General features: G+C 45.2%; 20 protein-coding genes. 8 read left to right on the top strand and 12 right to left on the bottom strand.

The window, feature by feature from the left end:
- The first annotated feature begins 19 nt into the window (after positions 1-19).
- Positions 20-772: a LytR/AlgR family response regulator transcription factor gene (locus BT112_RS10975; RefSeq protein WP_072317426.1), complete on the top strand. Its 753-nt coding sequence runs from the start codon at positions 20-22 to the stop codon at positions 770-772.
- Here BT112_RS10975 and BT112_RS10970 read toward each other — a convergent pair.
- The 11 genes from BT112_RS10970 to BT112_RS10920 all read right to left on the bottom strand — a co-directional run bounded on the left by BT112_RS10970 (position 764) and on the right by BT112_RS10920 (position 13,013).
- Positions 764-1,789: a UDP-glucose--hexose-1-phosphate uridylyltransferase gene (locus BT112_RS10970; RefSeq protein WP_072317425.1), complete on the bottom strand. Its 1,026-nt coding sequence runs from the start codon at positions 1,787-1,789 to the stop codon at positions 764-766. The two genes, BT112_RS10975 and BT112_RS10970, sit on opposite strands and share 9 nt — an antisense overlap.
- Positions 1,786-2,625 (bottom strand): prolipoprotein diacylglyceryl transferase, encoded by an 840-nt coding sequence (gene lgt, locus BT112_RS10965; protein WP_072317539.1) that lies wholly within the window; start codon positions 2,623-2,625, stop codon positions 1,786-1,788. Before lgt ends, BT112_RS10970 begins: the two co-directional genes overlap by 4 nt.
- Before the next feature lie 61 nt (positions 2,626-2,686).
- Positions 2,687-3,856, bottom strand: coding sequence for a galactokinase (gene galK / locus BT112_RS10960; protein WP_072317424.1), 1,170 nt, complete (start codon positions 3,854-3,856; stop codon positions 2,687-2,689).
- Between the two features lie 58 nt (positions 3,857-3,914).
- Complete coding sequence (locus BT112_RS10955; protein ID WP_072317423.1) at positions 3,915-5,465, bottom strand: sodium/sugar symporter; 1,551 nt, start codon at positions 5,463-5,465, stop codon at positions 3,915-3,917.
- 337 nt (positions 5,466-5,802) lie between these two features.
- Positions 5,803-6,987: an LETM1-related biofilm-associated protein gene (locus BT112_RS10950; RefSeq protein WP_072317422.1), complete on the bottom strand. Its 1,185-nt coding sequence runs from the start codon at positions 6,985-6,987 to the stop codon at positions 5,803-5,805.
- Between the two features lie 79 nt (positions 6,988-7,066).
- Positions 7,067-7,648: a superoxide dismutase family protein gene (locus BT112_RS10945; RefSeq protein WP_072317421.1), complete on the bottom strand. Its 582-nt coding sequence runs from the start codon at positions 7,646-7,648 to the stop codon at positions 7,067-7,069.
- 150 nt (positions 7,649-7,798) lie between these two features.
- Positions 7,799-8,551 (bottom strand): GIN domain-containing protein, encoded by a 753-nt coding sequence (locus BT112_RS10940; RefSeq protein ID WP_072317420.1) that lies wholly within the window; start codon positions 8,549-8,551, stop codon positions 7,799-7,801.
- A 236-nt stretch (positions 8,552-8,787) separates the two neighbouring features.
- Positions 8,788-9,705 (bottom strand): bifunctional metallophosphatase/5'-nucleotidase, encoded by a 918-nt coding sequence (locus BT112_RS10935; protein WP_072317419.1) that lies wholly within the window; start codon positions 9,703-9,705, stop codon positions 8,788-8,790.
- Between the two features lie 194 nt (positions 9,706-9,899).
- Positions 9,900-10,577, bottom strand: a complete 678-nt coding sequence (gene trmD, locus BT112_RS10930) for a tRNA (guanosine(37)-N1)-methyltransferase TrmD (protein WP_072317418.1) — start codon at positions 10,575-10,577, stop codon at positions 9,900-9,902.
- Positions 10,578-10,681: 104 nt separating this feature from the next.
- Positions 10,682-11,314 (bottom strand): tRNA (guanine-N1)-methyltransferase, encoded by a 633-nt coding sequence (locus BT112_RS10925; protein ID WP_072317538.1) that lies wholly within the window; start codon positions 11,312-11,314, stop codon positions 10,682-10,684.
- 250 nt (positions 11,315-11,564) lie between these two features.
- Complete coding sequence (locus BT112_RS10920; RefSeq protein ID WP_072317537.1) at positions 11,565-13,013, bottom strand: glyceraldehyde-3-phosphate dehydrogenase; 1,449 nt, start codon at positions 13,011-13,013, stop codon at positions 11,565-11,567.
- A gap of 264 nt (positions 13,014-13,277) precedes the next feature.
- On the opposite strand from BT112_RS10920, the gene BT112_RS10915 reads away from it, so the two are divergent.
- Positions 13,278-13,670 (top strand): lipocalin family protein, encoded by a 393-nt coding sequence (locus BT112_RS10915; protein ID WP_139276134.1) that lies wholly within the window; start codon positions 13,278-13,280, stop codon positions 13,668-13,670.
- Between the two features lie 3 nt (positions 13,671-13,673).
- Here BT112_RS10915 and aroB read toward each other — a convergent pair whose 3' ends face one another.
- The gene (gene aroB, locus BT112_RS10910; protein WP_072317416.1) at positions 13,674-14,753 is read right to left on the bottom strand and encodes a 3-dehydroquinate synthase; all 1,080 of its coding nucleotides are present in this window, start codon (positions 14,751-14,753) and stop codon (positions 13,674-13,676) included.
- Positions 14,754-15,062: 309 nt separating this feature from the next.
- Between aroB and rpsA the strand changes: the two genes are divergently transcribed.
- The 6 genes from rpsA (at position 15,063) to BT112_RS10880 (ending at position 22,617) form a co-directional block, all read left to right on the top strand.
- Positions 15,063-16,835, top strand: a complete 1,773-nt coding sequence (rpsA, locus tag BT112_RS10900; RefSeq protein ID WP_072317414.1) for a 30S ribosomal protein S1 — start codon at positions 15,063-15,065, stop codon at positions 16,833-16,835.
- A gap of 371 nt (positions 16,836-17,206) precedes the next feature.
- The gene (locus BT112_RS10895; RefSeq protein ID WP_072317413.1) at positions 17,207-19,507 is read left to right on the top strand and encodes a GH92 family glycosyl hydrolase; all 2,301 of its coding nucleotides are present in this window, start codon (positions 17,207-17,209) and stop codon (positions 19,505-19,507) included.
- A 283-nt stretch (positions 19,508-19,790) separates the two neighbouring features.
- Complete coding sequence (locus tag BT112_RS21855) at positions 19,791-19,934, top strand: hypothetical protein (RefSeq protein WP_175545783.1); 144 nt, start codon at positions 19,791-19,793, stop codon at positions 19,932-19,934.
- A gap of 106 nt (positions 19,935-20,040) precedes the next feature.
- Complete coding sequence (locus BT112_RS10890) at positions 20,041-20,799, top strand: sulfite exporter TauE/SafE family protein (RefSeq protein ID WP_072317536.1); 759 nt, start codon at positions 20,041-20,043, stop codon at positions 20,797-20,799.
- A gap of 75 nt (positions 20,800-20,874) precedes the next feature.
- Positions 20,875-22,254: an ATP-grasp domain-containing protein gene (locus BT112_RS10885; protein ID WP_072317412.1), complete on the top strand. Its 1,380-nt coding sequence runs from the start codon at positions 20,875-20,877 to the stop codon at positions 22,252-22,254.
- A gap of 3 nt (positions 22,255-22,257) precedes the next feature.
- Positions 22,258-22,617, top strand: coding sequence for a response regulator (locus tag BT112_RS10880; protein ID WP_072317411.1), 360 nt, complete (start codon positions 22,258-22,260; stop codon positions 22,615-22,617).
- Positions 22,618-22,621: the final 4 nt, after the last annotated feature.

The raw sequence follows: 22,621 nt of genomic DNA, 5'->3' as shown, positions 1-22,621 counted from the left end.
GCAAGACTATAGGGATTTTATGAAAGTAATTATTATAGAAGACGAAAAACCGGCGGCAAGACGTTTGCAGCGTATGGTGGAAAAAGCGGGAATCGCCGTAGATACCATGTTACATTCGGTGGAAGAATCCCTGGACTGGTTTCGTAAAAACGAGCATCCCGATCTGATATTCCTCGATATTCAGCTTTCCGACGGGCTCTCTTTCGAGATTTTCGAAACCATAGAAGTAAAGAGCGCGGTGATTTTTACCACGGCCTATGACGAATATGCCTTGCGGGCTTTTAAGCTCAACAGTATAGACTATCTCCTCAAACCTATAGATGACGAAGAACTGGAGGAGGCCCTTAAAAAATACCGTAAACGTATTCCGTCCGCAGGGTTGCATCTGGATTTCGAAGCCGTCAGGAAAATGCTCGTCAATCCTTTCGAACGATCGTATAAGAAGCGTTTTACGGTGAAGGTGGGACAGCGGCTGAAAATGATACCTGTCGAAGATATAGAGTGTATTTACAGTGAAAACAAAGGGACATACCTCCACACCTGTGAAGGCCGGGATTACCTGTTGGATATTACCCTGGATGCTCTCGAAAACGAACTGGACCCTGACACTTTTTACCGGGTAAGTCGGAAATATTATGTGAATGTAGCGGCGATCCGGGAGATTGTGGCTTATACCAATGCCCGGCTTCAACTAAAACTGCACAAATACAACGGACAGGAGATTATTGTAAGCCGGGAACGGGTAAAGGACTTTAAAAACTGGTTAGGCTAATTCGCGTAACCGCTGTGCCGCACTTTCGGCCGTGATATCGCGTTGTGGCATGGCAAACATTTCGTATCCTACCATAAATTTTTTTACTGTAGCAGAACGGAGCAGGGGTGGATAAAAGCTCATGTGCCAGTGCCAGTGATCGTAATCTTTTCCGTCCGTAGGCGCCTGATGGATGCCTGACGAGTACGGGAAAGAACAGTCAAAGAGTTTATCGTAAGTAGCTGTGATAAACCGTATGGCATCTGCGAAACCTGTTTTTTCTTCGGCTGATAACTGACCGATATGAGCCTGCTGGCGTTTGGGAATGATCATGGTTTCAAAAGGCCATACTGCCCAGAACGGAATGAGCACGACAAAATGCCCGTTTTCGTAGACCAGTCTTTCCTTATTACTCAGTTCCTGGTGAATGTAATCGGACAGGAGGCTCTTCTGGTTGTTTTCGTAATAATCTTTCTGCCGTTTATCTTTCTTGATGACTTCGTTGGGTATGGAACTCTGTGCCCATATCTGTCCGTGCGGGTGGGGGTTACTGCATCCCATAACAGCACCTTTGTTCTCAAAGATCTGTACGTAGCGGATATCTTCACGGCTTCCGAGCTGACGGAATTCTTCCTGCCACAGGTTCACTACGTTTTCGATGCCTGAAGTATCCATGTGGGCCAGGCTTTTGGAATGGTCCGGAGAAAAGCAGATAACACGGCAGGTCCCCAGCTCGCTCTCCGCACGAAGCAATCCGTCGTTGATGATAAACGGATCCGATTTGCTCTGGAGGGCAGCAAAATCGTTCGTAAAAGCATAGGTGTCCGTGTATTGCGGATTGCTATCACCACTGGCACGTTCGTTTCCGGGGCACAGGTAACAGCTTTCATCATAAGAAGGACGTTTATCGCCGGCCTGTTTTTCCTGTTGTCCCTGCCAGGGCCGTTTGGTGCGGTGAGGGGAGACCAGGATCCACTCGCCGGTAAGTATGTTGAATCTTTTGTGAGACTGGTTTTGCAGAATATCTTTTTGAATCATGGTGTATGAACCGTTTTAGTTTGTAGTATTTTGTGTTTTAGGACAAAGAATATTCCCAACAGGATAAAAGGAATGCTCAATACCTGCCCCATATTGATGATCATGGCATCTTCGAACCCGACCTGGTTTTCTTTGAAAAATTCGATGAGAAAACGTGCGGAAAATAAAGTCATCAGGAACAGTCCGAAAATAAAGCCGCCTTGTTGTCTGAGTTTTTTATTGCGGTAGCACAACTCCAGAAGTATAAAAATAGCGATGTATGCCGTGGCTTCGTACAGTTGGGTAGGATGACGGGGTATGAGGTCGTCCCTCATAAAAACCACACCCCAGTTGCTATGGGTAGGTTTGCCGTATATTTCCGAATTCATAAAGTTTCCGAGGCGTATACAGGTACCGGTAAGAGGAATGGCTATAGCGATCCTGTCCAGCAGCCATAACAGCGGAACCTTGTATTTTCGGTGATAGTATATAAGGGCCAGGAGCACACCAATAGCACCACCGTGACTGGCAAGGCCCTGGTATCCGACAAACCGGTAAGAGCCTTCAACTTCCTGTATCGGGAGTACGATTTCGAGGGGATGTTGCAGGTAGTAACCGGGATCGTAAAACAGGCAATGTCCGAGCCGGGCCCCGGCAACGGTACCTATGACTATATAGGTCAGCAGGGTATCGAGCTGTGAGACCGGTACACCTTCTTTACGGTATATACTTCGCACGACCACATAGCCGAGCATAAGTCCGGTTACAAACAGAAGTCCGTAATATTTTAAAGGAAAACTATCGGTTATCCAGAAAATAACCGGATCAAAATTCCAGTATAAAATATGGTCTTTTATCATTGCTATCAATCTTTTTCGGCATCGGGATTTCCTTTATCATCTCCGGGACTATCTCCCGTCAGGCCTGTACATCGGTTCCTTTGGTCAGGGCGAGACTATAGGTATCGGGCTCTTTGTCGAAGGTGCGTACATATTCTTCGCGTAGGGAGTCTACGAAAGCCTCTGCCGCTCCTTTTTTAATGATATTTATCGTACATCCTCCGAAGCCTCCGCCCATCATCCGGCTTCCTTGTATGGCAGGATTTTCGCGTGCCTTTTCTACGAGAAAGTCCAGTTCGGGACAGCTTACCTGGTATTGGCGTTGCAACCCGTTGTGGGAGGCAAAAAGCAGGGCACCCAACTGCCCGATGTTATGCTGAGCAATAGCTTCAATGGCTTGCTGTACCCGGTTGTTTTCCTGGATAACATAGAGGCACTGCGTGTACACTTCTTCCGGGATCTGGTTTTTTATACGGTCGAGATGGTCTTCGGTGGCATCGCGGAGGGCCCTGATTTCCGGAAACACGGTCCGGAGGGCTTTTACCCCGGCTTCACAGGCATTTCTGCGGTCGTTATACGCAGAATCGGCAAGACTGTGCTTTACGTTGGTATTAATAAGCAGGATCTCGTAGTCACCCAGGTCGATCTGTACCGGTCGGAAATCGAGAGTACGGCAATCGAGCAGCAGGACATGATCTTCCTGGCCCTGCATGCTGGCAAACTGGTCCATAATACCACATTGTACCCCTACGAAATTGTGTTCGGCTTTTTGTGAAAGCAACATCATTTCTTTACGTGACATACCGAGCCCGAAAAGGCTGTTCAGGCCAAAGGCAATACTGTTCTCCAAAGCGGCGGAAGACGAAAGCCCGGACCCTTTGGGAATATTGCCCCCGAATACGATATCGAAACCGGAGAGCTGTTCTCCCTTTTTCCGTATTTCGGCAACCACACCCAGGACATAGTTTTTCCAGCTTCCTTTATCCGAAGGTTTTACATCGTGGAGACTGAATGTACAGTCTTCCTCCATATCCGCAGCATAAACGGAACATTGATCTGTGGTGTCATTTTTGGCGATAGCACATATAATATAGCGGTCAATAGCCCCGGGGAGCACAAATCCGTCATTGTAGTCGGTATGTTCCCCGATAATATTAATGCGGCCCGGAGATTGTACCATCAGGGGCGCAGTGCCGTGCTTCTCCCGGAATATGGATTGTATTCTGGTTGTTAATGCTTCTGTTGTCATACGGTTTATCCCGAAGGATAAATTTATAGTTGTTTTTAGCTTTGATTTTCTGTCTTTCTTACCACCACATGGTGTAAATAACCGCAAGTATTCCCATGATGAGGATAGCGGAGATATTGAATACCGGGGAGGTTTTAAAGAGTCCTTTTTCGAAATGAATCGCTTTTTTATCGTCCGATTTGTTTTCCATCAGTGATATTCCGATAATAATGGCCGAAAGAATAAGGAAACACAGCCCCATACGGTTCATAAACGGTATTTCCGGTGTAAAGTATTTCAGGGCAACGGAGAGCGGAATAGACAGGAGTACGACCCAGAAAGCCGCATTGGCAGAAGTCCTTTTCCAGAACATTCCGAAGAGGAAAATAACCACTACACCGGGGCTGATAAACCCGGTGTATTCCTGTATAAACTGGAAGGCCTGGTCGAGATTGCCCAGCAATGGGGCAACGATACCACCTACAATGAGTGATAAGGCGGAGACGATACGCCCTATGGTAACGATCTTTTTATTGCTGGCCGTCTTGTCCATTTGCTTGTATATATCCATGGTAAATATGGTTGATGTACTGTTTACCATAGAGCTCAGGGAAGATCCGATAGCAGAGATCAGGGCGGCAAACGCAAGGCCTTTAAACCCGGTAAGCACGTAATTGTCCAGTATCCACGGATAGGCTTCGTCGGGTTTGGCGATGTCGGCATCGAGGACAAAGGCTGCAATTCCGGGTATAACGACGATAAGCGGTAATAACACTTTCAGGAAAGCTGCAAATGCTGTTCCTTTTTGGGCTTCTTTAAGGCTTTTGGCGCCGAGGGCACGTTGTATGATATACTGGTTGTTACCCCAGTAATACAGGTTGGCAATCCATAAACCACCTACAAGGACGCTGATACCCGGCAGGTTTTTGTATTCTTCATTGGTTTTGTCGAGGATCATATCAAATTTTTCCGGGGCTCTTTCCAGCAATGTGGCAAAACCTTCCCAGGTACTGCCTCCGATAGCATTCAGTACCAGGACACTGGCCAGCAATCCGCCGAAGATCAATACGGCGACCTGGATAACATCGGTCCACACCACTGCTTTCAGTCCGCCGAAAATGGAAAAGGTAGACGAGAAAATAACAAGTCCTATGATACCGTAGACCATATCGATTCCCATAATGGTTTTCAGGGCCAGTGCCCCGAGGTATAATACGGAAGTGATATTGACGAATACAAAAAGGAGTACCCAGAAAATGGCAAGCCCGGTGTGTACACGCTTATCAAAGCGTTCCTCCAGGAACTGGGGCATGGTATAAATTCCTTTTTTGATGAAAATCGGCAGGAAAAACTTGGCTACGATGATCAGGGTCAGTGCTGCCATGAGTTCGTATGAGGCTATGGCCATACCTACCACGTAACCGGAACCTGACATCCCGATAAATTGTTCCGCAGAAATGTTTGAAGCGATAAGAGAGCCTCCTACAGCCCACCATGGGAGCGATTTACTGGCCAGAAAGTAATCTTCGGCTCCTTCCTGTTTATCTTTGAAGGAGAGCCAGAGCCCGATAGCACACAGCACAATCAGGTAGCCGATAAAAATAACGATGTCTACAGTTGAAAAATTCATATTGGGTTAAATTGATTTTATACCAGAAGGACAGAGAATCACCCATATTCATAAGGAGATTGGTAAGAATCCATCCGTAATGTCAATGGCCGTTAAAAGTACATTTTTTTTTGTTTATGAAAGAAAGTTGTAACGAATATAACGAAATCAGCAAAAAAGGGTGTAATGGTTTGTGAATATCAGTAAATACGTGAGTTCCGGGGGGGGTATAACGTTTCAGAATCCCGGTATTACGGTAAAATAAAGGTCATGGAAGGCCCTTTAGGTAGCGAAATGACACATTTTGTGGAAAAGCTGAGAAAAATAACATGTAAACTGCGGAGCGATTTTCGGGAAATCAGTTTATTTTGTTATCGTTAAAAGCGGAAGGAAGCAGTTGCGGAATAAATTTTATGAGCAACGGCAGGAGAATGCCGCCTCCGGGCAACAGAAAAATAGCCAGCGAAGGAATGGTTTTACAGATGTCGAGAAGTTGCACCTTTACTTTTTGTTTCTCCTCTTTGGTAAGTTCTTTTACCGTAGATTTGGATAGTAGCACCAACAGCTCCCGGCTTTGTAATAACTCCTGGATCAGTCGTTTTTTGTTTCGCAGAATAAGATTGCTGACCATTCTGGTGGAGTTGTCGTAAAAATGTTTTACCGGATTGGAAAAATTCAGCAGCAGGATTTCGTCTTTATATATCCGGAAAAACGAACGGACAAGTTCTACGGACTGTTCTACTTCGTTACGGCCGACCTGAAGGTCGCGGCCGAAATCCAGTACAAATTGCTTTTCTTCGGTGTCGATAACCTTGTCATTCCAGATCGTAAGACAAGCCAGGTCTATCAGGTACTTTTTTTCGAGTGGAGTAGAGAATATACGTTTTTCTTCTTCCGGTACGATAACTTCTTTACCTACGGTACCGGCATAGCGTGCGGAAGCTTCGAAGAGCCTGACGAGCTGAATATCAAATTCGTTTTTCCCGGGTTTGATCTCCAGTGCCCGGTACATGGTATCGATAATAAAGGCCTCCAGTTTTGCGGCATACGTGACACAATCTGTATTTCCACCGAGGTATTGTATGTAAGTGAGGACGTCGGTATAGAGCAATACATTCGTGAGGATACGGTTGAAATTCTTGGTGAGGATATTTTCATCGAACTGTATCCGATTGCCGAGGATCTTCTCCAGTTTGGTAGAATTTTTCCTTCCGTTAAGAAACTTTTGGAAAAAGGACACATTGTGCTTCTCAATATGGGCATAAAAACTGATGACAGTATGGATGGCTTCCTCGTAAACCAGGCTTCCGGTATGTGTATAATGGGCACTGAGCAGTGCCATGTAGAGATGGGTTTTGGATAGCTCTTCTTCCGTTAGCCTGTTGTCGATATCCAGCGGGTAGGCCAGGCGAATATTGGTACCATAAATAAATCCGGAGTCCCGGAGCTTATCGTAAAGAACGATAGCATGCACAGGAAAAACCCCGGATTTATCTAAAAGGGTATTCAACTTATCTATCCAACCTGTTGCGGAGGGGTTCATATAAATGTAATATTTGGATAATGTATATATGGCCCCGGGCCGCCCGATAGCTCGTTGTATAGTATACGTGAATGGTTTATTACTGGATAATACCTCCGCAGCTTATTCGTGCACCGGCATCTCCGGAAGGTTGCGAAGTAAAATCGTCTACACCCTGATGTACGATTACCCCTTTGCCCACGATATTCTTGGTGTTGTCATCGCAGTCGATACACCATTCGTCCGTAGAAAAGGTGATAGAACCTTTACCATCTTTATCGGCTTTAAAGTTTCCGATATCTCCTTTGTGATAACCTTCGGCATCTCCCCATTTACCGTGTTTTTCAAATGTAGGGTTCCAGTGTCCTCCTGTAGAAGTACCGTCGGGAGCGGAACAATCTGCTTTTTCGTGCAGGTGGATGGCGTGTTCGCCGGGCTCCATACCTTCGAAGGTAGCTGTCATGGTGACTTTACCGTCTTTCTGAGTGAAAACCGCAGTACCTTTTACTTTGGAATCACTTTTAGGCTCCATGGTCACCGTGAGTTTTTTGGGAGTTTCTTTTTTAGTCTCCATGGGAGCCGGTTCTTTTTCCATGACATTTTCCTTGTCTTTTTTGGCCTTGTCTTTACAGGAAACAGACAGGAACAAAACGGATAATGTTAATAATGCTACTTTTCTCATAATATGAATTTTTAGAGTTTAAAATTACTTAGCCTGATCGGGCCGACCAAATTTATGGCTCGTTTTTCTTTTATTCCAACGTTGTTTTTTATGGAAAAGGATGCTGTTGTCTCAGGAATATTTTAAAAATGAATGCGATATCCCGGAAAATCAGGGAATAGCGGTGATTTCGGTATCTCCGATAACAATTCCTTTTCGTATTTCCGGATTTCCTTTGTATTTAACGGTGGCTTCCCCGTATGAAGTAACTTTAAGCCGTTGGGATACGCTGCATTCGAAATCGCTGTCACCGTAAGCAACGATCCGGGTCGATTTGTTCCGGGCTCCGAGCGTACGGATCTCACTTTCTCCGTAGGTGGTAAATTTTTGTTCGGCAATATCACCTTTACGGATTTCAAAATGGCATGCTCCGTAAATGACGGCCCTGAGGTCTTCCACGGTAGCCTCATTCAGGGAAATTTCGGACGCTCCGTAAATGTGAAGTTTGAGTTTGTCAAGATGCAAAGGACTTTCGAAGACGATTTTTTCGTCGCCCCGCAAAGAGAAGTTATCCGCTTTTTTATAAGTGACAACAGCTTTTACCACTGTACCGTCATAAACCGGTTTTTTAACCTTTCGGCCGTCTTCCTTTACTTTTTCTGTTTTGGTAACCATTCGTGCTCCGTCCAGGTACATGTGAAGCACTTTATTTTTGACTTCCACATGGAGTTTCTCCATAGGTTCGCTTATATACTCCACGACAACCGATTCTTCCGGACCTTCGCGGAAAGTGACTTCTATATGAGGATTGATAATAACCTCGCTAAAAGGGTCTACGGAAATGGACCAGGATTGTGCCGTTACCTCCAACGGGGTTATAAACAGGAATATGAGGGAGAAGAAGATCAAAGAAAATCTGCGCATAACTTCAGGTTTTTAGTGTTTGTTTACGATTTGTATTCACAGTGTGATGGGGCTCCTGAAAAACAGGCGTCTATATCAAAGATAGCAAAAAAAGAGGATTTACCGGAAATCGTACCGAAAGATTAAATTTTGCCGGACTCGGTAGTGTATAATAGAAATTTTTCCCGGTAAAAGAAACAGGTGCCATACGGAAATCCGGTTTATACATGCTTAACCGACGTGCACACAGTCATGCGCTATACCGTAATCGTCCTTCCCTGCCCGTTGCGGATTTTATTGGTATGGTCCAGTGTAAAATCGATACGACCCAGGTTGATTCCGAAACACCCCACCTGGTTTACCATAATTTCTTCGCCTTTGCGGTTGCGATGTATGGCAGGTTTATCCATGAAGGTATGCGTATGTCCGCCTATGATGAGATCGATATTCTCCGTGTTTTCGGCGAGTTTGATATCGCAGACGGTATCCGGATTTTTGTATTTGTACCCGATATGCGAAAGACAGATCACGATATGGCAGCCTTCTTCTTTGCGAAGTGTGGCAGATACATCCTGTGCAATCTCGATGGGATCGAGATACCTGGTTTCTTTGTACAAATTATCGTTGACCAGCCCTTTGAGCCGTATTCCCAAACCGAATACACCGATCTTTACCCCATCTTTGACAAAGACTTTATAGGGCTTGGTATGGGTATCCATAATCGTATTGGAAAAATCGTAATTGGCAGTGAGGAAATCAAATTTGGCATGGGGTAACTGGGCGTAAAGTCCGTCTATACCATTGTCAAAATCATGATTTCCGAGGGTTGCGGCGTCGTAACGCAGCATACTCATCAGCTTAAATTCCAGTTCCCCTCCGTAGTAATTGAAATACGGGGTCCCCTGGAAAATATCTCCGGCATCGAGGAGCAGGGTATTCGGGTTTTCACGGCGTATATGTTCAACCAGGGTAGCTCTTCTGGCTATTCCGCCCTGACCGGGATTACGGGGGTCGTCTTGAGGAAATACGTCGATATGGCTGTGCACATCGTTGGTATGGAGGATGGTAATGTGTTTTCCGGAAGATGCCGTGTCACAGGAAGATAACGATAATCCCCCGAGTGATAAAAGCGCCGATGATGCGGCTGTCTGTTGTATAAAATCCCTTCTTTTCATAGTGTACACTGCTTGTAAGCGTGCCTCAAAGTTAAGGTTTTTTTGGTTGTTTAATCGTTTCGTCGGGGAGTTATTGGATTTTCGGGATCGGGTTTACATGGGGATTAAAGATCATGCCCCACCGATAACGATACGTCCATGAAATTACGATGTCTTAAGGCGCCTGAACTTTTGGCTTTCCGGGCTGCCGGATTTTAGTCGTCCAACAGATCGGGCCGCCGTTCTTTGGTTCGCATATAAGCCTGTTCTTCCCGCCATTTTTCAATTTTCGGGAAATTGCCGCTGAGCAGTATTTCCGGAACTTTCCAGCCTTTGTATTCTGCCGGCCTGGTGTATACGGGAGGGGCGAGGAGGTTGTCCTGGAACGAGTCGGTCAGCGCCGAAGTTTCATCGTTCAGTACACCGGGGATGAGCCTGATGATGGTATCGCAGAGTACCGCAGCCCCGAGTTCTCCCCCCGAAAGGACATAGTCGCCTATAGATATTTCTCGGGTTATAAACTGATCCCGTACCCTTTGGTCCACCCCTTTGTAATGTCCGCAAAGGATGATGATGTTTTCCTTCAGGGACAATTGATTGGCTGTTCTCTGGTTTAATGTCGCCCCGTCCGGTGTCATGTAGATGATCTCTTCATAATCTCTTTCCGACCGGAGTTGCGAAATACATTTATCTATAGGCTCAATCATCATAACCATACCGGCTCCTCCGCCGAACTGGTAGTCGTCTACGGTTTTGTAGTTGTCCGTGGTATAATCTCTGAGGTTGTGGGTGTGTACTTCCACCAGGCCCTTGTCGATCGCTCTTTTGAGAATAGATGCTTCAAAAGGGCTTTTTAGGAGTTCGGGGAGTACGGTTATAATGTCGATACGCATGTTTTCGCTAAATTTTGACTGCAAAGTTAAAGGTTCGGCTCCAATAGTTGTATACCGGGGCCGAACCTTTAGTTATTTTTTGTGCTGCAACCGGTTTTTCCGGGCTATTTGGCTTTGGAGATCTTTTGTTTGTTGATCTCATCCTGGAGTTGTCTTCTCACTTTCTGCTCGCGTTCAAGAGATTTTTTACGATGATCTTCATATTCCTGTTCGAGGTCGGAAAGGGCTTTTTTCGCACTCTGGGTAACTGCGTTACTGTTTTTGAATTTGTATACGAAAAAGAAGAGTACCACGGCGAGCAATCCCACAATGCCCCACATGGTAGCCTTATACGTAGATTTGTCGATAAGTGCTCCGAAGAAAGAGATACTGTCCCGTTCGTTACTGAGTGTAGATACGTGGTCCTTGCTTTCCTGCAATTCACCTTTGAGCGCTTCGATCTCCGTATTCTGGCTTTTCGTGAGGTTAATGGCTTCGGACAATTCTTTGTCTACCCTTGCCATAGAGTCGAGCGTATTTTTTTTGAGTGTATAAAGCCAGTTCTTTTTTACGACTTTGTATTCCTGGTAGTTATTGGAGCGTTGTATAACAAATTCGAACTGGTTGTCGATGTTTCCCTCGGTTAGTGATAGTTTGTTTTCGGGATTCTCCTCTTCTGCGGATTGTTGTGCGTGTATGCTGCCGGTAAAAAGTTGAATAAGGATGAATGTAACACACGTGAAATACACATTTTTCATTTTCATTTCTGACTGTACTTGATATTTAATATAGTTGTTTATGCTTCGTAACGCTCAGATTATTTACTTATTGTGGCCCGGGGATGAAAAAGTAAAGCCTCAGCGGGAAGAGCGAGGCCGCAAATATATAGAATATTATGTGTTTATAAGAAATTGAAAAACAATAATCTACCCTTGCTTCGTTTCGTGTCGTATTGCGAAGCAAGGGTAGGGAGAAATATTCCGTTTCGGGAATAAAATTATACGGCGTCTAATAGTAGGTGTACCTTCTGACTTTGGCGATGTATTTGGCCAGCCTTATCACCTGGTGACTGTAGCCATATTCGTTGTCGTACCAGATATACAGCACGATGTTTTTGCCGTCTGCAGAAACGATAGTGGCGTTACTGTCGTAGATAGAAGGAGCGGAAGAGCCGACAATGTCGGAGGAAACCAGTTCGTTGCTGAGAGCGTATTTGATCTGTTCTACCAGATCTCCTTCGAGGGCGTATTTTTTCATAAGGGTATTGATGGCCTCCCTGGATGTGGTTTTTTCTACCTCGAGGTTGAGCACGACGAGCGAACCGTTGGGTACGGGCACCCGGATGGCATTGGATGTCAGTTTTCCTTCGAGTGCGGGCAGCGCTTTGGCTACAGCGCGTCCGGCACCGGTTTCGGTGATAACCATATTGAGCGCAGCCGCCCGTCCGCGACGGTATTTGCTATGCATATTATCGACCAGGTTCTGATCGTTGGTATAGGCATGTATGGTCTCGAGATGTCCTTTTACGATACCCAGCGTATCTTCTATGACCTTGAGAATGGGGGTGATGGCATTGGTCGTACACGAAGCCGCAGAAAACAGTTGTTCGCTGTCCGGATCGTAGGCTTTGTGATTAACCCCGTGTACGATATTGGGAATTTCTTTTCCGGGGGCGGTGAGTAATACATGGCTTGCCCCTTTCGATCGGAGATGGCGGCTGAGTTGTTCTTTGTCGCGGAACGCCCCGGTATTGTCCAGGATCAGCGCATCTTTAATGCCATAAGCCGTGTAGTCGATATCTTCGGGGGCATTTGCGGAGATCATATGAACGGTCGTGCCATTGATCAGCAATGCCTGGTTCTCGGCGTCGGCAGAAACGGTTCCCGGAAAATCACCGTGAACAGAGTCGTTACGGAGTAGTGAAGCCCTTTTTTCGAGGATTTCGGCATCGGAATTGCCGCGGGTGACAATGGCCCGGAGACGCAACTGGTTGCCTTTCCCGGTTTTGGCCATCAACTCACGGGCCAGGAGACGGCCTATCCGCCCAAAACCGTACAGGACCACATCTTTGGGTTGTATCTCCCGGCTCTGATGGGCATCTCCGAGTTTGTCGTAGATAAATGCGGTGGCATTGGTGTATTTGTCGTCTTCGAGGTGAAATTCGTAGGTGAGCTTGCCGATATCGAGCTTGGCCGGAGGAAGGGTCATTTGTTTAATGGCCTGTGCTATTTCGACCGTATCGAAAATGGATATCGGTTTTTGTACAAATTCTCCCGCATATTCGTGGAGATTAATGATTTCGCTGACGCTCCGGTCTATCAGTTGATTGCGGAAAAGCACGAGTTCGATAGCCTTATCGTACCAAAGATCACTGACGATTTTGCTGAATTCGACAGAAGCTTTTCTGCGATCGGCCTGAAAAGCAAGTTCCTTTTCGTAAGTTTTTGTAAAACTCATTAGTTCTGTGTTTAGTGTAGGACCTCCCTTTTCGAGGGAGGGTATCATTTTAGTGTTCGGGGCAAAATTATGTATTTCAAACGTTTTCGTAAAGGTTTTGGCGCTAAAAATAACATGAAATTCTCCGGGTTTAAAAACGTCCGGAATACACTTGAAAAGGACTTTTGCGGGAAGGATATACGCAACGCTTAAGCGGATAGTACATCTTTCATATAAATGAAAACTTCAAAAAGCAAAATGATGTTTAAACAATCCAAAACAACGATGAAAACTGTTTTAGCTGTATTTCTCCTCGTGTCGGTATTGGGGTGCGGGGAAGATACCGACAGTACCCAGGACGGCTCGGTAACGGGAAGATGGAAAATGACCAGGCAATATATCAGTCCTGGAGATGATACTATCCGCTGGACTTCCGTAAAAGACGGTGATATCTATGAATTCCGGGCAGATAGTACATTCGTATCAAACGGTACGGATTGCCAGGAAGGAAGATACGCTGTTCAGGGAGATTCCCTCCGGCTGGATTTTCAATGTGATTTTGATACCGAACCACATCTTATGAGATTTTATTTCGAAGGTAGCGATCTTGTGCTTTCTCCTTTAAGCCCTACGATGTGTATAGAAGCCTGTTTGTACCGCTACGAAAAAATAGATTAGAAGCTATATGTCCTGAATTTTGTAATACGCAAAGGAGCGGAGGATCTTTTCGTTGTCGGTTCTGACGTCTATAACAGGTGATCCGATGTCTTTGAGCAATACAAAATTGATATTGCCGTGGGAATTCTTCTTGTCGTATTTCAGATACGCTATGATGTGTTCCAGATCTTCCGTTTCGATTTCTACTTTCCGGAAATAGGAGAGGATGACCGAAGTAACCTGTTCCAGTTTTTCGTGGGGAAAGCCTTCGAGTTCCGCCGAGAGAAAAGTTTCCAGGATCATACCTATGGCAATGGCTTCTCCATGGAGCAGGGTTGGTTTATCCGGGTTTTGCAGAAAATACGATTCTATAGCATGCCCCAGTGTATGCCCGAAATTGAGGGTTTTGCGCAGTCCGGCTTCGCGCGGGTCCTGCATAACGATCTTGTTTTTAATGATTATGGAATCCCGGATAAGAGTGTCCAGGTCATCGAGTTGAAAAGCAGAGAGGTCGAGAAAGGCATTCCAGTAATTCTCGTCGTAGATCAGACCGTGTTTCAGCATTTCGGCCAGCCCGCTCCGCATTTGTTCGGGAGGGAGTGTACGCAGCATGTCCGTATCTACGATAAGGATGTCGGGGACATTGATAACGCCCACCTGGTTTTTTAATGCCCCCAGATCCACACCCGTTTTACCGCCTACGGAAGCGTCGACCATGGCGAGAAGTGAAGTGGGGATGTTTACAAAATCTATACCGCGCATAAAGGTAGAAGCCACAAAGCCGCCCAGATCCGTTACCACACCGCCGCCTACGTTGATCAGTACGCTTTTCCGGTCGGCGCCCATTTCGGAAAGAACCTGCCATACCTGGCTGCAGGTCTCTATGTTTTTATGGATCTCACCGGCCTCAATCTCAATGACCTCGGCGGTAAAATCGGCAGGCATATTGGCCATAAAATGCGAAAGGCAGTGTTGATGCGTGTTTTCGTCCGTAAGGATAAAAACTTTGGAATGGTTTTTTTCTTCGAGGTATTCCCGGAGCCGGGTATAACCGTCTTCATTAAAAAATATATCGTAACCGTTGCAGGAAATGGGTTGCAGCATGGGATGTCGTTTTACGTTTTCTTCGGGCGTAAAGGTATTAAAAATGTCAGGAGCGGGAAGTGCTGCCGGCTTCTAAAACACAATATTTTGCCGGTTTGTCAGGATTTTTCGGCACAGGTGGGGGTGCAGGATACTTTTTGAATAAATTAACCCTGCACAAGTTTTTGAAAATCAAAAATATAATTGTACTTTTGCACTCCTTTTTAGCAAAATCCGGAGGAAAAGGTGTAACAAACTAATTATTAATGCTTCTGAATTCCTATTGCTTTATTTCCGGTATGGGTTCGGGATACAAATTTTAAATCAGCAATGGCTGACACTCAAACAAAGACAGAACAGGATGTAAAAAATCCTGAAGAATTTTTAGCGAACTTCGACTGGCACAACTACGAAGAAGGTATTGAAAAAGTTGAAGATGACAAGCTTAAGGAGTTTGAAAAGCTCGTAGAAGAGAACTTCGTAGATACTGCCGATGAGGAAGTAGTAGAAGGAGAAGTAGTACACCTTACAGACAGGGAAGCTATTATCGACATCAACGCTAAGTCCGAAGGAGTGGTTTCTCTGAACGAATTCCGTTACAATCCCAATCTTAAAGTTGGAGATAAAGTAGAGGTACTTATCGACGTTCGCGAAGACAGAACCGGACAACTGGTACTTTCGCACAGAAAGGCCCGTACGATTAAAGCCTGGGATAGGGTTAATGCGGCTTATGATAATGGCGAGATCGTAAACGGTTTTGTAAAATGCAGAACCAAAGGTGGTATGATCGTAGATGTATTCGGTATCGAAGCGTTCTTACCAGGATCACAGATCGATGTAAAACCTATCCGCGATTACGATCAGTACGTAAGCAAAACTATGGAGTTCAAAGTGGTAAAGATCAACCACGAATTCAAGAACGTCGTAGTTTCGCACAAAGCACTTATCGAAGCCGATATCGAAGAACAGAAAAAAGAGATCATCGGGCAGCTTGAAAAAGGTCAGGTACTGGAAGGAGTTGTTAAAAACATTACTTCTTACGGTGTGTTTATCGACCTTGGAGGTGTTGACGGTCTTATCCACATTACCGATCTTTCCTGGAGCAGGATCAACCACCCGAGCGAGGTTGTAGAACTGGATCAGAAACTTAACGTGGTAATTCTTGACTTTGATGATAACAAATCGAGAATCCAGTTGGGTCTGAAACAACTTCAGAAACATCCTTGGGAAGCGCTTAGCGACGAGATCAAAGTAGGAGACAAGGTAAAAGGTAAAGTCGTTGTTATTGCAGATTACGGTGCCTTTATCGAAGTAGCCGAAGGCGTTGAGGGACTTATCCACGTTTCCGAAATGTCCTGGTCTACACACTTGCGTTCCGCTCAGGATTTCGTTTCCGTAGGTGACGAAGTAGAAGCTGTAGTACTTACACTCGACAGAGAAGAGCGCAAAATGTCGCTCGGTATCAAGCAACTTACTCCGGACCCATGGACCGATATTACCAGCAAATACCCTGTAGGTTCCAAGCACGAAGGTATTGTACGTAACTTTACAAACTTCGGTGTATTCGTAGAACTGGAAGAAGGTATCGACGGTCTTATCTATATCTCAGACCTTTCCTGGACCAAGAAGATCAAGCACCCGTCCGAGTTCGTTTCCGTAGGAGATAAACTCGAAGTGGAAGTGCTGGAACTGGACGTAGACGGACGTAAACTGAGCCTCGGTCACAAACAAACTACGGAAAACCCGTGGGATAAGTATGAGAGCGAGTTTGGTGTAGGTACTGTTCACACTACAGAAGTAAGTGAGATCGTAGACAAAGGTGCGACTATCAACCTCAATGAAGATATCGTTGCTTTTGTTCCTTCACGTCACCTGGAAAAAGAAGATGGTAAAAAACTGAAAAAAGGAGAAACAGCTGAATTCAAAGTTATTGAGTTCAACAAAGAATTCAAAAGAGTTGTTGCTTCTCATACCGCTATCTTCAAAGAACAGGAAGAGAAAAACATGAAGTCTGCAAACAACACTAACGTAGAGAAAACTACACTTGGTGACCTTGATGCTCTTGCAGAGCTTAAAGAGAAAATGGATAAAGAAAGCAAATAATTTTTTTGTTCATAATAGAAGAATAAAAACCTGGCAGGTCTTCGGATCTCGCCGGGTTTTTATGTTTTTACACGCTACACACATCAAAGATTTCCCCGACAGTATGCTCCGTACTTTGAGCCATGTCGAAATCTGTTATTTACCTGCTTTCCGGAACTGTCTGTAAATACCCCAAAAATTTTAAGATAAGTATTTAGGCCTTGCTAAAACGTTTTACTAACTTGGAAGGCTAAAAAAATAAACGCAGATTCCGATGAAAACCGATCGGTTTTGATGCGTAAGAATACGCTTTTCGGAGCTCATTCGTACCGATTACAAAAGGAGCTTCGGACACCGTGCTGTAAATTATTAAACTCTAATAACTATTTATCGTGCAAAGACTAAAAAAGCAACACTATTTTTATCTTTTGATCCTGTTGTGCTGTACCCTGAACGGACAAACCGTTCCGGCCTCAGATGAACCGGTAGACTATGTTAACCCGTTGATGGGAACAGATTCTGATTATTCGCTTTCCAGCGGAAACGTATATCCGGCTATAGCCATGCCCTGGGGTATGAATTTCTGGACTCCGCAAACCGGGGAGAACGGGAATGGCTGGACCTATACCTATAATGCCAGGAAGATACGGGGATTTAAACAGACACATCAGCCTTCTCCCTGGATGAACGATTACGGTCAGTTCTCGCTCATGCCGGTCACCGGAAAACTTCGTTTTAAGGAAGAGGAACGGCAAAGCTGGTTCTCTCACAAGGCAGAGCAGGCTACACCGTATTATTACCGGGTGTACCTGGCAGATCATGATGTGACCACGGAAATTACCCCGACGGAACGTGCCGCAAGGTTTCGCTTTACGTTCCCGGAGAACGATTCATATATCGTAATAGATGCTTTCGATCGGGGGTCTTATGTAAAGGTCATTCCGGAAGAACGCAAGGTGATCGGATACACTACAAGAAACAGCGGGGGCGTACCGGAAAATTTTAAAAATTACTTTGTCATAGAATTTGATAAAGCCTTCGAATCGGGGAAGACCTTCAGCGATTCCCTGCTTACGGATAAGCTGGAATCGGAGGCAGACCATGCCGGCGCCGTAATAGCGTTTAAAACAGCTGCGGGAGAACAGATCAATGCCCGTGTAGCCTCGTCATTTATAAGTTTCGAACAGGCCGAGAGAAACCTGGAAGAGACGGCTTCGCTGGATTTCGAAGGTCTCCGGCAAAAAGGGCGGGATACCTGGAACAAGGAATTGGGTAGAATAGCTCTCGAAGGAGGAACGACCGATCAGTACCGGACTTTTTATTCCTGTCTGTACCGCAGTCTGCTTTTTCCGAGATCGTTTTACGAATACGACAAAGACGGTAAGGTTGTGCATTACAGCCCGTACAACGGAGAAGTACGCCCGGGATACATGTTTACCGATACGGGATTCTGGGATACCTTCAGGGCTCTTTTTCCTTTTCTGAACCTCATGTACCCGGAACTCAACGAAAAAATGCAGGAGGGACTCCTCCATGCCTATGAAGAGAGCGGATGGTTACCGGAATGGGCGAGCCCCGGATTGCGTAATATCATGATCGGTAATAATTCCGCTTCTGTGGTTTCCGAAGCCTACCTGAAAAATAAGGACAGTTATTCGTATGACATCGAAACGCTGTATGAAGCGCTCATTCACGGGGCTAATAATGAAGGGCCGATGACTGCAGTGGGGCGTGCCGGAGTGGAATATTACAATGATCTCGGCTATGTTCCTGCCGATGTGGATATCCGCCAGAATGTGTCGAGAACACTGGAATACGCCTACGATGATTTTGCGATATACCAACTGGCCAAGGCACTCAAGCGTCCTAAAAAAGAAATAAAGCGCTATAAAGAACGAAGCCTGAACTATAAAAAAGTTTATGATCCCGAAACCAAATTTATGCGTGGAAAACTCCGTAACGGTGCGTTTGTAAAAGAGTTCGATCCCATCGAATGGGGCAGGGATTTTACTGAAGGGAACAGTATGCACTACACCTGGTCCGTATTTCATGATATACAAGGATTGGCAGACCTCATGGGAGGTAGAGAAGCTTTTATAAAGCAGCTCGACACCGTATTTACTTCGCCATCGACCATCACCCCGAGAAAAGGGGGAGGCATTATCCATGAAATGCGCGAGATGCAGGTAGCCGATATGGGGCAATACGCACATGGTAACCAGCCTATACAGCATATGATCTACCTGTATAATTATGCGGGCGAGCCCTGGAAAACACAATACTGGGTACGTGAAACGATGAACAGGATGTACTGGCCGACCCCGGATGGCTATTGCGGCGATGAGGATAACGGGCAAACATCGGCATGGTACGTGTTTTCTGCCCTGGGCTTTTATCCTGTGGCTCCGGCTACGGACCAGTATGTCATCGGGGCTCCGTTGTTTAAAAAAGCAACACTTCGGCTGGAAAACGGGAACGAGCTGATCCTGAATGCTCCTGACAACTCGGATACGAACCGTTATATCCGTAAAATGCGGGTTAACGGAAAAACCCATACCAAAAACTACCTGAGCCATAAGGAGCTCATGAAGGGTGGTGTTATCGATTTTGACATGGGAGATACCCCCGAAAAAACAAGGGGCACGGACGAAAAGGACTTTCCGTACTCGCTATCGAACGAGAAAGGATTGTAATCTTTGCATTTCCGGATATCGTATAACAGGGAGGCTCAGGTCTCCCTGTTTTTTTATACCCGTATACGGGCCGGAAACAGAGACGGGTTCTATGGATATCCGTAAAGCCGGGGTATGAGAAACTTTTATACAAATGTATGTATGTTTTATACAACAAGACAGGGTGTGGGAAGCAGACTTTGTTGTGTTAAAATGTTGATTATCATGGTTTTTTTAGAAATTTAAATGTTGTGGTGTTTTTGTCACAGTATTTGTTCTGTAAACGACAGTATAAAAAAACGTAATGAGAAGAAAAGCATTTTTATATCCGGTATCCGAAAACCTTTCGAAGGAGAAATTCCGGAATGATATTCCGGTTTTGGGAAATCCTTTGTCTGTGGATCGGTTTTTTGTCGGGTTTCAGCTTCAGCTCAGGTTTTATGGCTGAGGGTCCTTAATGCTAAACGCTTTATCAATTGCCCCATTCCGAAAAAAACAGATATATTTAATTTAAAAGGGAACGGTAAGCCTGTTTCCGAAGCTAAGTTTTGATTATGATTAAGATAAGCCTTCTGGTAGTTTTGGGTTTTTTGATTTTTGTTTTAAGTACGTTAAGTGGCGGAGGAGCCAGTTTACTTTTGATGCCTTTGATCATTTTTGTTGCCGGAGCCAAGTCCGTCGCACCGATTATGACGTTGGGTATAGCAATGAGCAGCAGTTCCAGGGTGTTTTTATTTTTCAAGGAGATAGACTGGAACCTGTTCAAATGGTTGCTTCCTTCCACCATTGTAGGGTCAGTTCTGGGAGCGCGGCTGTTTGCATCGCTGTCTTCCGACTGGATACAGATTATTATCGGGATATTCCTTGTATTTACCGTTTTCCAGTTTTTCCAGAAGCCGGAAGACGTTAAAGTAAAGCGTATAAAAACCTGGCATTTTGTTCCCATAGGGTTTACCATCTCATTTCTGTCCGGTCTTATAGGGGGGGTGGGACCCCTGATGAATTCGGCTTATATGAATTATGGTATGACCAAAGAGGAGCTTATCGGTACCCGGTCTGCAAACGCTGTCGTACTTCATATTTCCAAGCTGGCGAGTTATGCGTATTTCGGATACCTGACCGGTGATGTCCTCAAGTATGGTCTTATTCTGGGGTTCACCGCTATCATAGGTAATTTTTACGGGAAGAAGCTCCTCGGTATGATCTCCGAACTTTTTTTCAGGAAAATTGTCATTACCACTATGGTAGTCAGTGGCGTGCTGATGCTTTACAAACATTGGGACTTTATCCTGGAAACCATACATGGTATTTAAATAAGATATGAAAAAAGTTATTGCCCCGCGGGTACGAACATTCAAGTTATTCTAAGAAAAAAATAAAATATACACATGAAACTAAGTATTGCAGATAATGTACATTTGGTGGAGCCCGGAGATTTCGAACCCTCCGAGCATTGGTATCCGAGGGTACTGAACTCTAATATTCACCCTTTGGTAAGTCATTTTTTACACCTGACCACAGACCAGTTTATTTCCAGATTTTCCCGATTGCATCCGGGAGCGGATGAAGAGAAGCTCCGTGAAGTGCTGGCTTATAAGCCCAAATATTTCCAATGGTCGGGGACGGACATGATGCATATTACCAACCAGGCCGGCATGCGTAAACTGACGATTATCGAAACCAATTCGTGTCCGTCAGGACAAAAATCCATGCCTTTACTGGATCTGAACATTGAAAAGGGAGGATATAAAAAACTTCTGGAGCTTACCTTTAAGCCCCAGGTGGAAAAGCACAACGAGACCGGGGGACTGGCTGTGATCTACGATAAAAACCCGATGGAAAATATCGGTTATGCCTCCACACTTGCCGATGCTTTCGGGGAGGACGTGTACTTGGCCAAATTTTTGAAAGACGATCCCGATCCGCCTGCCAAATTCGTAGATAACAAGTTGTATGTAAAATCCGAAAACGAGGAATGGATACCAATCCGTGCTGCTTTTCGTTATGTTACACAGGAACCCTGGAACAGAATACCCCTCAAATCCAGGACCTTGTTGTTAAACCCCATAGAAGCCTGCCTGGCAGGGGGACGTAACAAAACAGAAGCCTACATGGCCTATCAGAAATTTAATGATAAGTTCCGGGCCTCCGGGTTGGAGATCCATACCCCTCATACGTATCTTGAGGTAGAACATAAGGATCTCTTCCACTATTTCGAGAAGCTCGGAAGGAGTATGGTGATCAAAGTGCCGGACAGTAATGCCGGTCAGGGCGTGTACACCGTTACATCACAGGAAGAAATGGAAACGGTATATGAAACCCTGAAGGCTTATCAGCCCGAGAAGTACCTGATCCAGCAATTGATATACAGCAATTATATCAAAGGCAGTGATAAGGAAAAGGCATGGTATCACGTAGGAACGATCCCGGATAAGAAAAACAGGAGCTATGCTTTCGATCTCAGATTGATGATGCACTACACGGAAGAAGGATTAAGACCCCTGGCGATCTATTCCAGGAGAGCACGGTTGCCTCTGAACAAACCTCTGCCCGAAGGAGCGAGTTCGTGGGATCTGTACGGTACCAACCTCTCCGTAAAACAGACCGAAGGATGGTCTTACGACGATGAGCGCCTCATGTTATATGATATCCGTAATTTTGGTAATTTAGGACTCGGAATCGATGAACTGATCCAGGGATTCATACAGAGCGCCATGGCTACCTATGCCATTGATCAGCATGCTATTGAAAAATTTGATAATATTTAAGATATGAGCTTAAAAGTATTAGTTATAGAAGATGATGTCGTATTTTGTCGCTTGCTGACAAAATATCTCAACAACAATCAGATCCTAACCAAAGATGCGCAGTCTGCTGCACAGGCCAGGGAAATACTGGCTGCGGAGCAGTTTGACTTTATCATTACCGACTACAAACTGCCCGACCAGGACGGATTGTCGGTACTGGAAGGTATCAAGGACGGACCGAACAAAAATGCGAAGACCCTATTGATGAGTCGTTTCAAGGAGGACGATATGGTCAGCAGGGCGCGGGAACTGGGTGTACTTGATTTTGTACAAAAACCCATAAAACCCAATGAACTTCTGGTACTCCTGGAAAAACTAAAATAAGGAT

Origin of the sequence: Sinomicrobium oceani (assembly GCF_900119185.1) — a bacterium.
GTDB classification, from domain to species: domain Bacteria; phylum Bacteroidota; class Bacteroidia; order Flavobacteriales; family Flavobacteriaceae; genus Sinomicrobium; species Sinomicrobium oceani.
The sequence above is the reverse complement of the archived record's forward strand: the minus strand, read 5'-3'. Positions and strand labels throughout refer to the sequence as shown.